14 protein-coding genes are annotated in these 16036 nt (G+C 44.2%); 4 read left to right on the top strand and 10 right to left on the bottom strand.

Annotation, left to right across the window (positions count from 1 at the left end; all coding sequences use genetic code 11):
- The first annotated feature begins 3 nt into the window (after positions 1-3).
- Entirely contained in the window at positions 4-357 is a 354-nt protein-coding gene (locus AB4351_RS07730; RefSeq protein WP_017060510.1) for a hypothetical protein, read from the top strand.
- A 222-nt stretch (positions 358-579) separates the two neighbouring features.
- On the opposite strand, the gene AB4351_RS07725 is transcribed toward AB4351_RS07730, so the two are convergent.
- The 5 genes from AB4351_RS07725 to AB4351_RS07705 all read right to left on the bottom strand — a co-directional run bounded on the left by AB4351_RS07725 (position 580) and on the right by AB4351_RS07705 (position 6714).
- The gene (locus AB4351_RS07725; RefSeq protein ID WP_372125571.1) at positions 580-1476 is read right to left on the bottom strand and encodes an RNA polymerase sigma factor RpoD/SigA; all 897 of its coding nucleotides are present in this window, start codon (positions 1474-1476) and stop codon (positions 580-582) included.
- A gap of 414 nt (positions 1477-1890) precedes the next feature.
- Complete coding sequence (locus tag AB4351_RS07720) at positions 1891-2223, bottom strand: Hpt domain-containing protein (protein WP_017060508.1); 333 nt, start codon at positions 2221-2223, stop codon at positions 1891-1893.
- Positions 2217-3806 carry a response regulator gene (locus tag AB4351_RS07715; protein ID WP_017064673.1) on the bottom strand — a complete coding sequence of 530 codons (1590 nt, stop codon included), beginning with the start codon at positions 3804-3806 and terminating at the stop codon, positions 2217-2219. Before AB4351_RS07715 ends, AB4351_RS07720 begins: the two co-directional genes overlap by 7 nt.
- 289 nt (positions 3807-4095) lie before the next feature.
- On the bottom strand, positions 4096-5646 hold the full coding sequence (locus tag AB4351_RS07710; RefSeq protein WP_017060506.1) for a DHA2 family efflux MFS transporter permease subunit: 1551 nt from the start codon (positions 5644-5646) through the stop codon (positions 4096-4098).
- Between the two features lie 3 nt (positions 5647-5649).
- Positions 5650-6714: an HlyD family secretion protein gene (locus AB4351_RS07705; protein WP_017072190.1), complete on the bottom strand. Its 1065-nt coding sequence runs from the start codon at positions 6712-6714 to the stop codon at positions 5650-5652.
- A gap of 128 nt (positions 6715-6842) precedes the next feature.
- On the opposite strand from AB4351_RS07705, the gene AB4351_RS07700 reads away from it, so the two are divergent.
- Entirely contained in the window at positions 6843-7745 is a 903-nt protein-coding gene (locus AB4351_RS07700; protein ID WP_372125569.1) for a LysR substrate-binding domain-containing protein, read from the top strand.
- Positions 7746-7813: 68 nt separating this feature from the next.
- Here the strand turns inward: AB4351_RS07700 and AB4351_RS07695 are convergent, their stop codons facing one another.
- From AB4351_RS07695 to AB4351_RS07680, 4 genes are all read right to left on the bottom strand, one after another.
- Positions 7814-10162: a glycoside hydrolase gene (locus tag AB4351_RS07695; RefSeq protein ID WP_372125567.1), complete on the bottom strand. Its 2349-nt coding sequence runs from the start codon at positions 10160-10162 to the stop codon at positions 7814-7816.
- A 103-nt stretch (positions 10163-10265) separates the two neighbouring features.
- Positions 10266-11078 carry a DUF2861 family protein gene (locus tag AB4351_RS07690; protein ID WP_017060501.1) on the bottom strand — a complete coding sequence of 271 codons (813 nt, stop codon included), beginning with the start codon at positions 11076-11078 and terminating at the stop codon, positions 10266-10268.
- Positions 11078-11725: a response regulator transcription factor gene (locus tag AB4351_RS07685; protein WP_372059019.1), complete on the bottom strand. Its 648-nt coding sequence runs from the start codon at positions 11723-11725 to the stop codon at positions 11078-11080. The genes AB4351_RS07690 and AB4351_RS07685 overlap by 1 nt, the downstream gene beginning before the upstream one ends.
- Entirely contained in the window at positions 11703-13112 is a 1410-nt protein-coding gene (locus tag AB4351_RS07680) for a DUF3404 domain-containing protein (protein ID WP_372125565.1), read from the bottom strand. Before AB4351_RS07680 ends, AB4351_RS07685 begins: the two co-directional genes overlap by 23 nt.
- 243 nt (positions 13113-13355) lie before the next feature.
- On the opposite strand from AB4351_RS07680, the gene AB4351_RS07675 reads away from it, so the two are divergent.
- Complete coding sequence (locus tag AB4351_RS07675; RefSeq protein WP_372125563.1) at positions 13356-13889, top strand: YbhB/YbcL family Raf kinase inhibitor-like protein; 534 nt, start codon at positions 13356-13358, stop codon at positions 13887-13889.
- Between the two features lie 56 nt (positions 13890-13945).
- Entirely contained in the window at positions 13946-14743 is a 798-nt protein-coding gene (locus tag AB4351_RS07670) for a helix-turn-helix transcriptional regulator (RefSeq protein ID WP_372125561.1), read from the top strand.
- A 29-nt stretch (positions 14744-14772) separates the two neighbouring features.
- Here AB4351_RS07670 and AB4351_RS07665 read toward each other — a convergent pair whose 3' ends face one another.
- Positions 14773-15966, bottom strand: a complete 1194-nt coding sequence (locus AB4351_RS07665) for a CynX/NimT family MFS transporter (RefSeq protein WP_136978136.1) — start codon at positions 15964-15966, stop codon at positions 14773-14775.
- Positions 15967-16036 lie beyond the last annotated feature (70 nt).

The following is a 16036-nucleotide window of genomic DNA, read 5'->3' as shown; positions in this document are numbered from 1 at the left end:
GACATGTATCGTTATGTCAGTTCACCGCAAGCGTCGAAGTACATAGTGCCACCGCCTCAACATCGAGAGTTGTCGAGTGTGGATGTGCCTGAGTCTGAATTAGAGATGCGAGAAATATTGAATAATTGGTTTGCTGATGGTTTAGCGCCCATTATTGAAAGTGACGATGACTACATCTCTGCGAGCGATCACGTTCGATTTGAAAAGCTTAGCCGCACCGTTGGGATGTTGTTGAGAAACAAAGATTATTATTTTGCGGCTAAACGGATTTTATCAGTGTGGGAACAAGATTGTCTTGAAACCACTTATATCAATTATCTCATTTTGCGCAGTGAGCGAGTCACTTCTTTAAGGTAAGTTAATGGTGTGGCATTTGTCATTTTTCATTTTTCATTAGGCATTAGGCATTAGGCATTAGGCATTAGGCATTAGGGATTAGCGACTTAGGGTTCGTGTGCTTACGATCTTTTTATTTTTCTAACGAATCAGCAAACAAAAAGGGCAAGCTTGGAGGCTCACCCTAAAGGTCTTTGTTTTGGCTTAACGTTATTTTCAACTAATTCTCAACTGGGTTACGACTTACACCCAACCATCAAATTTGAGTCGTTTTTGAATTCTTTCGACCGCTTCTTTCTGCATTTGTCTAACACGTTCATTAGAAACATTCACATCCAACATTTGTCCGACCTCAGACAGCGTTTTCACCTTGTTATCAAAGAAACCAAAACGGTGGATGAGCACCTTTTGTAATTTTGGAGGAAGTGTATAGATGATTTGTTCTAGAGCTTGGGTAAAGGATTGATCCTCACAATCTTGTTGAGGGTCTGGGATATATTCACTTTCGCATTGATCAAGCACCATAGGCGCATGGCTAGTTCCAACCGTTGTCGTCACGTCAATAAACCCGCTCAACGCCACCAGTTGATTCACGCGTTCGGCCTTTACACCTGAACTGTCTGATAGCTCAGAAATTGAAACCTCTTTACTCATTTTTTTGCTTGCATCGAGCTTTTTTGAGGCGAGGCTGTTTATTTCTTTACACACGTGGGCTGGCAATCGAACGGTTCGACCCGTGTTCATGAGTGCGGCTTCAATGTTTTCGCGGATCCACCAAACAGCATAGGTTGAAAAACGATAGCCTGGTTCTGGATCGTATTTGTCGATGGCCTTAATCAAGCCAATGTTGCCTTCCTCGATCAGGTCGAGCAGGGTGAAATTATTGCCTTTACGTTTTAGGTAACTCTTTGCGATTTTCACAACAAGGCGCAGGTTTGATTCGATCATGACATCACGCGCTTTTTTATCACCCGCGCGATTCAATTTTGCGTAATACACCTCATCTTCACGCGACAGCAGATCAATGCCAACAATATCTTTCAGATAATGAGCATAAGGGTCTGCACTGGTAGAAAATGATTCGGTAATGGGTGTTTCATCCGTGAGCCCCTGAAACGCAGCAAAACTATCGTTGTTCATTTCCTTGTCCTTATCTAGCCGACTGAACGTTTTAGTTTTTTTTATTATGCCACCAAGTGATTAACGCTTGGTTTCATTAGAGTGTAGATAACAATTTCTTCTTTACCAATAAATAAAATGCAATTTCGTATGTTTATGTCACAAAAAGATCTACAAATATTTAACTATTTTGCATCTCATCAAGTGTGTTGGTTTTTCGTTTAAAACATTAAGACGGATAGTTTATAAAGCATGTGTTATACATCGGTTTATCTAGATAAATGACGTGAATTTATAGGTGTGGGTTAGAACTATAATTGAGAGGAGAAATGATGAGAAAAATGTTAAGAGTCGAGGTTCAATGTTTCCAAGCACCTCAACTCTTTTAGCTGTGTCGGCTGTTAAGTATCGCCATGCACGTTTTAATTCTATCGACTAATAAGTGCTAAGAACCTCATCGATTTGCTGATTAATGATCTTCATTTCGCTGTAGATAACCGAAAGATCATCATCTTGCGGCGCAAGCTTATTGAGTGTGTTTTGTTCTACTCTTTCCAATGCAACTGTGGCCGTTTCTTCACCAAAGCTGGCTAAAATGCCTTTTAAGGTGTGCACGGTAAAATGAAGCTTGCCCCAATCTTGTTGTTGAACCAACTCTTCGATCTCTTGTAGCGAATTGCCATGGTCTTCTTGATATGTAGACAAAACGGCGTAAATGACGTCTCTGTCATTGTCTAAATAGGCGTTTAAAGCATCAAAGTCTAGCATGTGGACTCCTGTCGGCTGAATGTTGAAAATGGGCTAGGCGGCTTAGTGGAAAAACCATACCTTGATGAATCACTAATCCATTGATTCCATTTTGGAGGAAGTTCTAACTGTAAGATTTCTTCTAGATAGTCGTCGCTAAGTTTCTCATCTATATGAGCTTTATTGACGGCGTATATATAGTCAAGTTTGGCGGCAACTGAATATGGGTAACTGTGAATGTAGTCCTTTATTTCTTGGATCGAACCCAAATTTTCAATGTTTATACACGTTGAAGGGTCGACATTTTTGGACTCAAGTTGGTGATTTATGGCTTCTCCACGAGATTTGAGACATTCCACTGTTAAATGATAAAGAGAGTACTCACCAAAGTGGGCGAGCATGGGTAATAACTGAGTGAGCAAATAAGTCGGTTGGCTGTGGAAATTGTTCGCTAACAGTGTCGAAGCTCTAATCACTTTTTTGTGGGCAATCTGAGGGCTATTTTCGATGAGCAATATGCTGCTCTGAAATAGGGCAAGGCTGGCCAAAACTTGCTGCTGTTGTTTTACCGGAAGTTTCAGGTTTACCAACTCGGTGAATTGGTTGGCGTGCTCAAGCAAAATACGTTTGTACTTTAGTTGCGTCTCGCGCTGATACGTTGCTTTTAAGGAATTAAAGTGCGCACCAATGGAATGGATGACATCAATGTCAGCAGCTGAAATGTGGGTTGCATACATCTCACCTAACTTTATGATCATATGTGTGTTATCTGCGTTCTCAGCTAAGTCGATGGCCCTGATTGCACGATGGCTGATGCTGGGAGTCATCTCAAATGCACGAATCGCTAATTTAAGAGCAGGCAGCAGCATTTTATGTTTTTCATAGATACAGCTTAAGCAGTCAATCACGCTCAATGAGAGTGGCTGTGCTATTAGAAAATTGTGGAGCTTATCTATGGCTAAATTTGGCTTGCCTAAGCTGTCGAGAATCAGCGCCTCAGCCACCAATTTGGTTGGGTGCATGTTGGTTTTGGAGTTGTTAATGACGCTAGAGAGTAACTGCCATTTCTTACCTGCAATTAAATGTTCAATCAATGTCGCTTCGAACTGAACGCTAGTACCATTAGGGGAGATCGCCAAAGCTTGAGCTAATCTCTCTTGACTGGCAATGGGATACAAATCATTCAGTTGGGTGAGTTTCTTTGAAACGGACACGGCACTTTGGATCTTTTTACCCAACGTTTGAGTATTAATCGGTTTAGAAACGAAGTGGTGTGCTTCACCTGAAAGGGCGGTTAATACTGTTTCCTGACGCATATCCCCAGAGAGCAAGATTGTCGCCACAGTATGATCGATGAGGCGGTTTCGATACAGAATGCCCAACAGCTCAAAGCCAGTAAAAGACTGTTCTAAGTGGTAGTCAATGAGGAGTACATGAAAAGAGTGTGTCTCGACCGCTTTAATGGCTTTTCGATAGTCGGTCGCAATAAAAATACAGTCGCGCGAAACTCCCAAACTAGCCAGTTGCTGCTTAATAAGTATTGTTGCGCTTTTAGAGTCGTCGACGATCAAAATTCGAAGGTCTGTTGGTAAGGTCAAATCCATTTTCCTTAATACCAAATGTTATTTTTTAATTTAGGTGTCAAGTTGCACATTGTCAAGGTGCCTATATCACATACAAACACTCAATAAACTATTGGTAATTAAAGAGTATTAGATAACATTTATGAAAGCCTTCAAACGCAGGTGACTTTTACCTGATTTTAGTGGGGTTATACGTGTTTTAGAAATAAAAAAGAGGCAAGCCGATAAGCTCACCTATCTGTTTTATTGTTCGAGTTTTTATTCGAAATGTTGTTCTTTGCTTGAAGTTTTATTTACCGAAACTCTAGCGTTAATCACGCATGTTTAGAATCAATACTGCCGCTAGAGCCAAGAACGCCGTCATCATTAAGAACACATCGTTGTAAGCCATGATGGCTGCGTCACGTTGCATTGTGCCGAGCAAACTTGCTTGTGCTTGTTGCATCGCAGTTGCGGCATCACTTCCTGACTGAATGAAAAACGCTTGTTGTTGCTGAAGCGTCTGCCAACCAAGTTGACTCACTGAAGGTAGCGACTCCTTGATGTGTGCTAAGTGCTCACGGGTTTTGTTATCCAATAGCGTAGCGATAATCGCGATGCTGAAAGCGCCCCCTAAGTTCCGCATTACGTTGGTTAACGTTGATGCGTCTGGCGTGTCCATTTTGCTGATGTTCTTCATGGCAACCAAAGACAGCGGAACCATGATGAACGGACTACCAATAGCACGCAGAACCATAGATAAAATCAGCTGTTGCCCGCCAAAATCGATTGTCATGTGTGTATTTACGTAACAACTAAAACCGAACATCGCGAAGCCAAAGGTAACCAAGTACTTAGGCTTAATGATCTGTGTTAGCTTTGGCACAATTGGGAATATCAGAAGCTGTGGGAAACCCATCCACATTAGCACTTCACCAATTTCCATCGCGTTATATTGCTGAATTTGAGTGAGATACATCGGTAGAACATAGATAGAGCCGAGCAATGCCATTCCTAGAATCAAATAGGCGATACAAGACATCGCAAATTGCCCATCCCGCAATAGCCGCAGGTTAACCAATGGCTTCTTGTGTTGGAGTTCGTTTATCACGAAGTAAACCAAACTCACCGCCGACACGATACTCAAGCCAATAATAAAGCTCGAACTGAACCACTCTTCACGGTTACCTTCTTCTAACACCACTTCCAAACAACCTAGCCCTAATGCCATGGTGGCGATACCAAACCAATCGGCTTTTTTCAGCGTGCCAAGGTCGAGCTTTTCATCGTCCAAGCCATATCGGATCATGGTGATCACAAGCAAAGCTGGCGGAATATTGATGTAGAAAATATAGTGCCACGAGAAGTTCTCCGTCAGCCAGCCACCAAAGGTAGGGCCAATCGATGGAGCAAAGGTCGCGGTTACACCAAACAGTGCCATACCTACAGCACGCTTGTTGACCGGCAATAACTGAATCACCAGCGAGAAAGCAAGCGGGATTAGAGCACCACCACTGAAGCCTTGCATCGCGCGGAACACGATCATCGAGGTCATGTTCCAAGAGAACGAACACAACAAAGATGAAATGGTGAAAATGGCTGTCGTCCACGTGATATAACGGCGTTTACCGAGCGCTTTAGAAAGCCAACCACTGAGTGGGATAGCGATCATCTCTGCGACTAGGTAAGACGTAGAGATCCACGAGCTTTCATCCAAGGTGGCTGATAGCGCACCTTGAATATCTTTGAGAGACGAGTTGGTGATCTGAATATCCAAGATCGCCATAAACGCGCCAATCAAGCCGCCAAATAGGGCGATCCAATGGCGTCTCGAAACCTCGTCATCATCATTTGTTTGGGTGACAACACCAGCGTTACTCATGGTCTAGCCTCGTTTATCGATGGTCGCTACCACAGACAAACCAGGAAGCAGTCGACCTTTCAACTCTTGCTGATCTGGAATAGTAATTTTAACCGGTACACGTTGAACGATTTTAGTGAAGTTACCGGTCGCGTTTTCTGGTGGTAGGAGCGCAAATTTAGCGCCAGTCGCAGGGGAGAAACTGTCTACCACACCTTCAAGAGGCTGCCCCGGGAACGCATCCAGCTCTACTTCAACCGTCTGACCTTTGTGAATACCACTTAGCTGTGTCTCTTTGAAGTTGGCTTCAATCCACACTTGGTTGTTTGGTACCAAGCTCATCAGTGGTGCGCCTGCTTGAATCAGCAAGCCTTCACGTACGCTGCGTTTACCAATCACGCCATCTGCTGGCGCGTAAATTTTGGTGTAATCAAGGTTAAGCTGTGCTTGATCTCTCTGGGCTTGAGCTTCGGTCACGGATGCATTTGCTTGCTCAATCTCACTAGCGATAACGGTTAATTGGTCATTGGTTGCAACGAGGTTTGCTTTTGCTTCTTCTAAATCTGCCTGAGTTACTTTTTGTTGTGCAACCATGCTATCGACTTCATCTTGAGACGCGTAGTTACGCTTTAGTAAGCTACGAGAACGTACCACTTGTTGAATCGCGCGTTCGTATTCAGCTTGTGCAGAATCAACGCGGCTTTCTGCTTGATTGATCTTGCTACGTTGTAACGTTTGTTGTGCCACTAGATTTTTGACGTCTGATTGCACGACGCTTAAATGGGCGTTTGCTTGAGCGAGTGCTGACTGGTAATCACGGTCATCGATTTGAACCAGCAAATCACCTTCTTTAACCGATTGGTTATCACTCACATAAGACTTAACAATATAGCCAGAGACCTTAGGGCTAATATTCGTGATGTCGCCTTGTAGGTAGGCATTGTCGGTAGATTCAAAGTACTGGCCATAGCCGTACCAGTATCCAGCACCGGCTAAACCCAATGACAGCATGATCGCAGTAGCAATAAGCGGAGCTTTTTTACGTTTTTTTGTGCTTACTGTTTGCGAAGCGTTGTTGTTCTCTGTCATTTTTTCTTTCTCATTTTGTTTTTATTTAGATGTAACGAATTGTAAATGAATTCGATTGATTGATAAGATAGGAAAAAAGGGAAACACTGTTGCAAAAATCTAACTAATGGCGCTTTGGGAGAAGTACGATGGACTTAAATGCTGTGACTGTTTTTACACAAGTTGTTGATTGTGGGAGTTTCACGCACGCAGCTGAAGCATTGAACATGACCAAGTCGACCGTCAGCCGAAAGCTAGACGAGCTGGAACAGCATCTAGGTGTGAGGTTGATCACTCGTTCGACACGAAGTTTAGTCTTAACGCCAGAGGGTGAGCGCTTTTATCAGTCGAGCATGCAGATGCAAGAGATCATGAACCAAGCTGAGCTAGAGGTTTCAGCCAATCAGGATTTGCTCCGAGGGCAGTTGAATGTTGTGTTGCCTGTCGAATTGGGGCATCAAGTATTAGCCAAATACATCCACAGCTTCCTAAAAGAGCACCCAAACGTGACTTTGAACTTAGAACTGTCGAATCGAGAAGTCGACATCATTGCGGAGGGTATCGATCTTTACGCACAAATTGGTGAGCTAGTGGACTCGAGCTTGGTTTCTCGCTACCTCACAACATCAAAGCGTGTATTGGCAGCCAGCCCTGAGTATTTAGAGCAGTTCGATGACGTCTCTTCACCCGATGATCTTGAACCGCCATTCAGAATGATTGAGGTGGTGAACAAGGCCGCGCGTCTACCCAAGTGGCATTTACAATTAAAAGGCGGAGAGTCGATTTTGATCGATCTGCCGTGTCAGTTGCGGGTGAATACCATCACGGCATGCCTAACAGCGTGTGTGGATGGGCTCGGCTTGGCGGTGCTTCCTGAATTCATTTGTCGGGAACACTTTAAGACAGGTAAGCTGATTCGTCTGTTACCTGAATATGAGATGCCAGAAGTTTCAGTAAGCCTAGTGTATGCAGACAGGCAGTTGATGCCGAAACGTAAGAAGGTCTTTATCGACTATCTACTGACTGCTTTTCAAAATAGGAAGCAAAAGTAACGGGGAAAACCTTAGCGGTTAAGTGCTTAGGCTTCCTATTATTCGTTATTGTCTAAACCGTATCGAAGCTAACTATGATCGGGCTGCCAGTCGACGACTTGCCCATTCGCCAATATAGCTTTGACCGATAGGGCAGCAATATCGACACCGTTGTAACGAAATGCCTTGTTAGAAAAGTTAGCAATGATCTTACTCCCGTCACTGAACTCAGTTTGTTGAACATCGCCGCTCTTATCTAACCATTCGGAATCGACTAACTGTTTATCCCATAACTGTTCGTGCATTGGTTCAAAGCCATCTTGATAGTGTTTGAGTGCTTTGATTCTCTGGCTTGAACTTGATAAAGCTTCATCTCTGGTCAAGTGAACCATCGGTGGTGTGTTGTACAGCATGGCGTTTAAGTCACGTTCTGCTTGTACATTAGTGAACTTGAGGCTGTCTGAATGCCAATGGTGCGTATTGATTACTTCATCATGGAAAACGGCTTGGTAAAGTGGAATTCGATATTGAGGCGAAAACAGTAGCGACTTATAGGGCTCTTTAACCTCGGCCGGCTTAAAGAAGAAGTCGGGCTTGTGGTCTGGGTACCAACGACCTAAGTAATAGGGAGATTGGCGGTTCTCTTTCATGTCTTTGTCTGTCCAACCAAAACCAACCGTTTCTAAGCCGTGTGCAAACGCGATGCCTTTTGTTGTTAGGCTGTTGCCGTCTTCAGAGCCTAATACTAACGAAGGTTGCTCGCTAAGCCACTTCATTCGGTTGTTGAACGCAGAAAGCATGTCTGATTCGTCGTTTGTATTGCCATTACTGTCTATAGAGACGCGGTAATCTTCACGTGCCATGGCGGTTGCATCAACATCTAAGAACAAGCTGTTGAAGTTGCCGAATCTCATAATGTCTTGAGCACGCTGTTTTACGTATTCTAAATGGCAGTTCGGGTTTAAGTAAAAGCCGTTTCCACGAAATCCTTTTTTCAAACTCCCATCCGCTAGTTCAATCGCACAACTTTGACGCATCGGCTCTGGTAATTGAGCGGTTAGCCAGTTGTCATTGAGCTTCGCAGGAATTGCGGTGTTGTAGGAATCGTAAGTACCGACCAGATATCCGGACTGTTTTGCCAGACCCACAGCGTTAGGTTGATAGAATGCTGGCATCCAATTATCGAATCCAAGCCACAGTTTGTTTAAGCCTGCCTTAGTTAGATTAGCGACCATGTCTGAAGACAGCGCTTGTCCCCAAGTCTCTGACGAGTTTAGGTAAGGGGAAGCGTGCTCTAGCAACCAGTTCTTCTTATCCTGTGCTGCTTTATATTGCGCTTTAATCGTGTTGTCTTCGAGTGTCGGATTACCAACAGGATATAACACCTGCAATGACTGGCTAATAGAGTCCAACAATAGTTGTTTGTGGTACTGACTGAACCAATCTTTCCCCTTGGAGAGTGACGATAGCTCTCTTTTCGCTTCCGCAGAAACATTGAGTTTAGAGCCCTCTAGATACCATGTTTTCAATCCCCACCAGTCACTCACATCTTGGATGCTTAATGGGTCTTTGCCAAATAGGTAAACGTGGCTCGCGCCGATCAACTTAGTCACATCTGGATTGCGCTTTTGCTTTGCTACAAGCGTTTCAGACTGGTCATTATTGATGCGCCAATCTCGGTATTGTTTGGCACCATCTAACCACGAGTCTCCGAGGGTGATACGAACAAGAAAAGGTTGTGACTGATTGAGCATCGTAAATTGGTGTGCTGCCTTCATATCAATTTTGGTTTTTGTATTTGAGGAAGCATTAGAGGATGCATCTGAAAAGAGCAGTTGATTGTTGGTTGCATTAACCATTTGATAGCTAATGAAATGATTGTTTTGCTGTACTGTCCAAAAAGGCATCTTCAAGTCTTGAGTAGTGTTACTTCCAGAATGGTTACCGACGAGATAACTTGCCCAAAGCTTGTTGTCAGTAGGCACGCGCATACCTTCACTAAACGGAAGAAATAGTGTCTGAGTTTGTTGTTCGGCAAGATCAAACCACGCCAATTCGATGGGTTTGTTTCGTTTCACCTGTATATTTGAAGGTAAGCTGAACTGAAAAGTGAGCTGGTCTTGATTAAGCTCTGCCTTAACGTTTATTCCACTGGGTACTAAGGTCCAAGTGGCGATTTTTGCTGAGTCAGCTTTATCGGAAAAGCCAATGACCAGATTGGTCGCTTTCTGTGGTTGGCTATCAACGGTGAGAGCAGCACTGTTAACGCTTAAGCCGTTCCAATCGACCTCTAAAGTATTCGATGAGGTAGCGACGGTATTGTTGTTACTGGTGAGCGTTATTTGGCTCGCTTGTGCGTTGGATGAAAACAGACAAGCTGTTGTTAAAGCCACAATGGCAAAATTAGAAAGATTGAGTGGGTGACGTACGCTGAGCATATTTAGATTCCGTAAAGGGTAACTACGGTTATTACACCTAAGTAGCGCTAGTGCTTTGTCACCTATATGTCTCTATTTTCTGTTTGGCTTTAGTGGTTTTCCATTAGAAAGGCACGGCGACGCGCTGCACATATTGGACTTCAATAGCGCCTTGGTATTCAAACATTTCAACCGAAGCACTCAAGTGCTTGGCTTTGGTTCCAAGTGGACTTTCTGTGGGAACGGGTGCTTGCGCTGTTTTGATTGGCACTTTGTAACCCAGCAGGTTGTAGTTTTCATCAAACCATTGCCAACTCACGTTAGCGTCGGGGCAGTTGTCGATCACCTTTGGAGGCGAGAGCACGATATGTGGTTCGCTGAGTTTACTTTCGAGCGTCAGCCATCGATTACTGTTATTTAAAGCGACAATAATAGGGTAGTGATTTGAACCTATCTTTAGTTGATAAACACCAGATTCGGGTTTGATGAACATTTCATTGGTTTCAATCTCTTGATACTCATTATTGGAAGCGAGTTGTCCATCGAGAAGGACTTTACCTTTAGGCGATACCAAAGAAAGAGTTTGAGTTTCTGAGCCTTTGCTGAGTTGCTCGGCAGAGACTTTGATTTGATAACCGTGCGACGACAGGCCATAGCGTCGAATGAAGCTGACTTGGATGTGGTGTTTTGGCTCAGCACTTTGTTTGAGTAAGGTTCCACATTGAGTCTGGCTCAGGATCTCTTGTTTGACTGGCAGCCAAAGCTCACTATCGAGTGATTTGTGATCGAGTGCGATTTGCAGCTCTTGCCACGCAACTTGAGGTTGGTCATCAAGTAGAGATTGATAGGTGTGCTGCAATGGCGTGTCGGTAAACCATGCCGCATGACTTGCGAGCGGCAATGTGTAGATCAGTGCGGTTAACGAAGTAACTTTCATTATGATTCCCCGGCCAAGCGGTAATCAACGCCACGATGTGTTTCTATATTCAATGTTGGCAGCTTCTGGCGTAAGCGCAGTATGTGATTATCAATAGTTCGGGTACTAGGAAAAGCCTGATATCCCCAAATCTTATTGAGTAATTCATCTCGGTGAAACACACGACTTTGGTTCTGAACAAACAGTACCAATAGCTGAAACTCTTTAGGTTTTAGTGTTACAGGGCTTTCATCCAGATAAGCGATCCGTTCCGACAAGTTGATTTGGATATTTGCGTAAGTTAAGAGGCTCACACCTAACGGACGTAGCTGGGTAATGACTCGAGCGAGTAATTCGTCGTTCGAAAATGGTTTAGTCACATAGTCTTTGGCACCCGCCATTAAACCTTCAACACGTTGTTGAACTTCTACTTTAGCGGTCAACACAATCACAGGCAGCGCTTTGAGGAGCAACCAGTTTGGAAGGTGTTGCAAGCTGTCCCCATCTTCAAGCTGTCGATCCAGTATCACAAGATCGGCTCGAAACCATTTCTTACTGGCATTCTCTGAATCCTTCGCCCAAAGGCATTGGTAACCATTGGATTCAAAGAAGCTGACGAGGCCTTGTCCAAGCAGTTGGTCGTCTTCAATCAGCAGTAGGGTGTTCATAAGCAATTTCCAAAATACATCGGGTTGGGTTACGAAGAATAATGAGGCGGCCATTCGCTTGCTTCATCAAGTGCTCGACAATAGTCAGGCCAATGCCCATGTTATCCAGTTCGTGCGTTTCACTTGGCGTGACACCAGACATGAGCCGTTGTATCGGTGAAGGGAAGTGCCCCTCGTCTTGTACCTCAATCGTCAGCTTGTCACCGAGTTCGACCTTTACCAAAACCTCACCTTTACCATGTTGTTTGGCATTCTTGATTAGATTATCCAAGCAGATGGTTAGCCAGTAATAGGGAAGGTTCAGTTCAACTTCACGCGCTTCACATTGATAAGAAATATTGTGCTTTTCACAGACATGATCGAGCCACTCTTCTAATGAAGCGTTTTGCTTCAACAAAGGCTCTGACTGATCCGAACTTAGGTACACTTTGCTGTTTTCGGTGAGCTGAGAAAGCCTTTGATAGTCAGATATTAAACGCCAAACCGCACTTTGAGTTTCATCAGAAAAGTCATCGTAGCGATTTCTAAACATTTCGACGGTTAAGCCTAGGCTAGTAATAGGCGTGCGCAGTTCATGAGTAAGAAGCTGTAAAACGAACTGCCTCTCTTTTCGTTGTTTTGTTCTTAGGTATAAGACTCTAGCGAGCCCGGAAAGCAACGTTAACAGCAATGTAAAGATCAAGGTTTTCATGATCAGATTGTCATTGCTAGGCTCGCTTAAGCACACGTTGCTGTAACGAAAAGTACAGGTTTCACCCGTCAAAGATACCTCTTGTCGCTCTGCAATAGGTTGCCAAACATTTAAGGGAATGGCTTTCCAGCCTTGTTCGCCACTTAACCAAAGCACATCATCTTGTTGCCAAGCACGGTATCCACTGAGCAGTGCTTCTCTGCCTTGTGCGCTTAGGTTTTCTAGCTTGTTATATAAAGGGTGCTGAGGGTTGGTAAGACTCAAAAATGGGCGTATCTGCTCGGTCACATCTGGGTAAGCGGCTAAATAACGACCAGCAAAGCTGCCACCGGCAGGGTGACGTTTGGAGTGTGCTGCAAACCAAATCGAATCCAATGTTTGTTGCTGACACAGAGCGAGCTCGAACTCGATGGCTTCATGTAATGAAGGGTTACTGCTTTCAATCGCTTGGCAGTGATCTTGTATTGACGCTAACGCTGCGATGTCGTCCCAACTGAATTGGTTGAAATCAGGATAGCGGCTATTTTCATGGAGCAGAACTTTCGGATACTGAGCCAACTCTTGTTGAGATACTAAGAGTGGGGATGATTGCCAGCTCAGTTGATACAGAGTTTGCCACTTATCTTGCAAACTTTGGGCATTGACTAGGGTTGGGAGCCAAAAGATCAAGCAAAGAGCTAATGTAAACCTGCGCATCCAATCATTCTCGTTAAAAGTCGTGGGGCGAGTCTAAAGAGTTTTGGGCGCGATTTGTAACCTGAATGTCAACAAGTGTTCTTTTAACAACAAATTGTCGAGTGGGTCATGCTTTTAAATAATAAAGTACAAATACAGTAAGTATCATTTATTTGAAATAAAATAGATAATTGTGTACTTACTGTCATTATTGGGCGAAATGTGGGGACTATACTGGGCTCATACCTAATAAGAGGAACCATCATGAAACTCATCATCAAATCAGTATTGGCAATCAGTATTTTGGCTACAGGCTCTGCTCATGCGTTCGAATTAACCAGCAACGATATTCAAGAAGGTCACCCAATGGCAAAGACTTTTGAATACTCTAGTTGGGGTTGTGACGGCGATAATCAATCACCACAATTGATGTGGAAAGATGCACCAGCAGGTACCAAAAGCTTTGCTATCACAGCTTATGATCCAGATGCACCGACTGAAAGTGGCTTCTGGCATTGGGTTGCGTTTGATATCCCTGCAACTGTGAACGAGCTACCTCGCGGTGTCGACATCTCTAAAGTCGGTGGCAAAGAAGGTCGCATTGATTACGGTACAGTTGGCTACGGTGGCGTTTGTCCTCCAGAAAAAGATGGTATGCACCGTTACCAGTTCACGGTTTGGGCATTACCAGCGGACAAACTTAACCTCGACGAAAATACGCCGTCGGCTGTGGTTGGATTCACGTTGAACAGCATGGCTTTAGACAAAGCTAAACTGACCGCAACTTATACACGTTAATAGCTTATGTACGTTAAAGCTTATACACGTGCATAATAAGTAAACAAGGGGATGAGATGAATCATCAATATCAAGTGACGATCTTTCGTGCAGAGCAGTTACAAAAACTGCGTAATGTGAGGATTCTATCCCCTAGTATCATTCAGATTATTACAGGCAGTAAGCGCCTGTTTTGGAAAGATTCAGCGGCTGAGCTCTCACATTCTGAGCTGTTGTTGTGTGAGGCATCAGCTTCACTAAGTTTTGAGAACATGCCCCACAAAGGGCGCTTCTTGTCGCGAGTGTTCAGCTTTCAATTCCAACCTTCTCAGGCGATGCTTGATTTAAGTGAGGAACGGTCGAATGATCTGGGACTGCCTACAGTAAAAGTGGATCGAAACTTACAAGACTCACTCAATGCTCTGTTCTCTTTTGATACACAGAGCATGAGCAAAGAGACTCAACAGTTTTGGTTGCAGGGCTTGTACCAGCAATTAGCCGAAAAAGGGGTATTGCATCGATTGTTTGCCAGTGCCAACGTCTCGTTTAGCCAAAAGCTCAGCCATTACCTTTCTCATTCACCAGATGAGAAGCATCCGCTAGAGTCGGTGGCGGAGCGATTTGCGATGAGCCGAGGGACATTGATTCGGAAGCTCAAACTGGAAGGCATGCAATATCGAGAGGTACTGGCTGAAGTTCGCTTGAGTCACGCGCTTTATCTGATGCAAAACGGACAGCAGAATGTGGCGATGTTGGCTCAGTCTTGCGGTTACCAATCGGAAGGGCGTTTTAGTCAGCGCTTTAAAGGCAAATTTGGTTTGTCGCCAAGTGAATACATCAAAACCGTCGTCAGCCATAGAGTCGCGAGCAAATAAAGTCGCGATACCATAATCATTCTGTTTGCCTAAACGCTCACTTTCTTATCTCGTGCTGCCAATGCCGCGAAAATCGTGCACGCAAAGGCAACAGATGCGACCAACAGAATCGGCACACTCCAAGAATCTGTCTGAGCATGAAGCTTACCCACCAGCGTTGGGCCAGTGGCTGCCAACGCATAACCGATTCCCTGAGCCATACCCGACAATGATGCGGCTTGGCTGCTATTCGATGTACGCAAGCCAACAAAAGAGAGCGCGATAATAAATGTCGAGCAGTTGGCTAATCCAAACAGTCCCACCCAAAAGATCGCAAACTCAGGCAAATACAGAAGACCAATCAATCCAACAAATACACTCGATGCACACAGAGTGATGAGCCATTGTTGATTGTCACTTTTGGCTAAGAATGGCAGTAACAGCAGCCCTGGAACCATAGTCGAAAATTGCAGAAATCCATAAATGTAGCCCGCGTCGATTTCGCTGTAGCCAAGATCGTTCAATATCTGTGGCAACCAGCCAGCCAAAGAGTAGAAGGTAAATGAGTTAAGCCCAAGCGCTAACGTTACTTGCCACGCTACGCCGCTTTTAATCATCTGTTTCATCGGCAGAGGTTTGTCTTGTTGCTTGTTATTGCTGGCCGAAGATGAGCGTTTTCTGATTTTAGGCAACCAGATCATCAAAGCTAATATTGGAAATACCAAGTTCATTAACAGCGCTAATTGCCAACCCGTGATCGTAAATAAGGTTAGATTTGAAAACGGCACCATCAAACTTGAGCCTAACGTCGAACCGATGCCCATCGTAAAAATGTACAGAGAAGTCACAGTAGCGATGCGTGTCGGGAAGCTAATTTTCACTACTACAGGCAACAACACATTACCAATCGCGATACCAAGTCCAATCATTACTGTGCCGATGTATAACGTCGGAATTGCTCCAAAAGAGCGCAGTGTAATACCCGTAGTGATCAAAACTAAGCCTAAGAGCAAGCTTGGTTCTAGACCAATTCGTTGGGATATCTTGGTGACTAATGGTGAAAATAAGGCAAAAGTTAACAGTGGCAAAGCTGTTAAGAAGCCAGCAGCCGACGACGTAAGGTTGAGGCCTTCCATAACCTGAGAAAGCACAGGAGCCAAGCTCGTAAAAGGCCCACGAAGGTTAAGTGCTAGGAATAGAATCCCTAACATGACGAAAATGCTATTACGAAGAGAGGCGCTCATAGGTTGTTCTACTGTTTGCTTATGAGAAGACAGGCTAGCCTACAGATCATTGAATGATTACACAAATACC

The organism is Vibrio sp. 10N.261.51.F11, from assembly GCF_041471665.1.
Taxonomy (GTDB): Bacteria; Pseudomonadota; Gammaproteobacteria; order Enterobacterales; family Vibrionaceae; genus Vibrio; species Vibrio crassostreae_C.
The sequence above is the reverse complement of the archived record's forward strand: the minus strand, read 5'-3'. Positions and strand labels throughout refer to the sequence as shown.

What these genes read in the sequence shown, in the direction of transcription:
- AB4351_RS07665 (WP_136978136.1), bottom strand. Translation starts at nt 15,966, where the DNA reads ATGAGCGCCTCTCTTCGTAATAGCATTTTCGTCATGTTAGGGATTCTA.
- AB4351_RS07705 (WP_017072190.1), bottom strand. Translation starts at nt 6,714, where the DNA reads ATGACAGAGAACAACAACGCTTCGCAAACAGTAAGCACAAAAAAACGT.
- AB4351_RS07675 (WP_372125563.1), top strand. Translation starts at nt 13,356, where the DNA reads ATGAAACTCATCATCAAATCAGTATTGGCAATCAGTATTTTGGCTACA.
- AB4351_RS07730 (WP_017060510.1), top strand. Translation starts at nt 4, where the DNA reads ATGTATCGTTATGTCAGTTCACCGCAAGCGTCGAAGTACATAGTGCCA.
- AB4351_RS07725 (WP_372125571.1), bottom strand. Translation starts at nt 1,476, where the DNA reads ATGAACAACGATAGTTTTGCTGCGTTTCAGGGGCTCACGGATGAAACA.
- AB4351_RS07700 (WP_372125569.1), top strand. Translation starts at nt 6,843, where the DNA reads ATGGACTTAAATGCTGTGACTGTTTTTACACAAGTTGTTGATTGTGGG.
- AB4351_RS07715 (WP_017064673.1), bottom strand. Translation starts at nt 3,806, where the DNA reads ATGGATTTGACCTTACCAACAGACCTTCGAATTTTGATCGTCGACGAC.
- AB4351_RS07710 (WP_017060506.1), bottom strand. Translation starts at nt 5,646, where the DNA reads ATGAGTAACGCTGGTGTTGTCACCCAAACAAATGATGATGACGAGGTT.
- AB4351_RS07685 (WP_372059019.1), bottom strand. Translation starts at nt 11,725, where the DNA reads ATGAACACCCTACTGCTGATTGAAGACGACCAACTGCTTGGACAAGGC.
- AB4351_RS07720 (WP_017060508.1), bottom strand. Translation starts at nt 2,223, where the DNA reads ATGCTAGACTTTGATGCTTTAAACGCCTATTTAGACAATGACAGAGAC.
- AB4351_RS07670 (WP_372125561.1), top strand. Translation starts at nt 13,946, where the DNA reads ATGAATCATCAATATCAAGTGACGATCTTTCGTGCAGAGCAGTTACAA.
- AB4351_RS07680 (WP_372125565.1), bottom strand. Translation starts at nt 13,112, where the DNA reads ATGCGCAGGTTTACATTAGCTCTTTGCTTGATCTTTTGGCTCCCAACC.
- AB4351_RS07690 (WP_017060501.1), bottom strand. Translation starts at nt 11,078, where the DNA reads ATGAAAGTTACTTCGTTAACCGCACTGATCTACACATTGCCGCTCGCA.
- AB4351_RS07695 (WP_372125567.1), bottom strand. Translation starts at nt 10,162, where the DNA reads ATGCTCAGCGTACGTCACCCACTCAATCTTTCTAATTTTGCCATTGTG.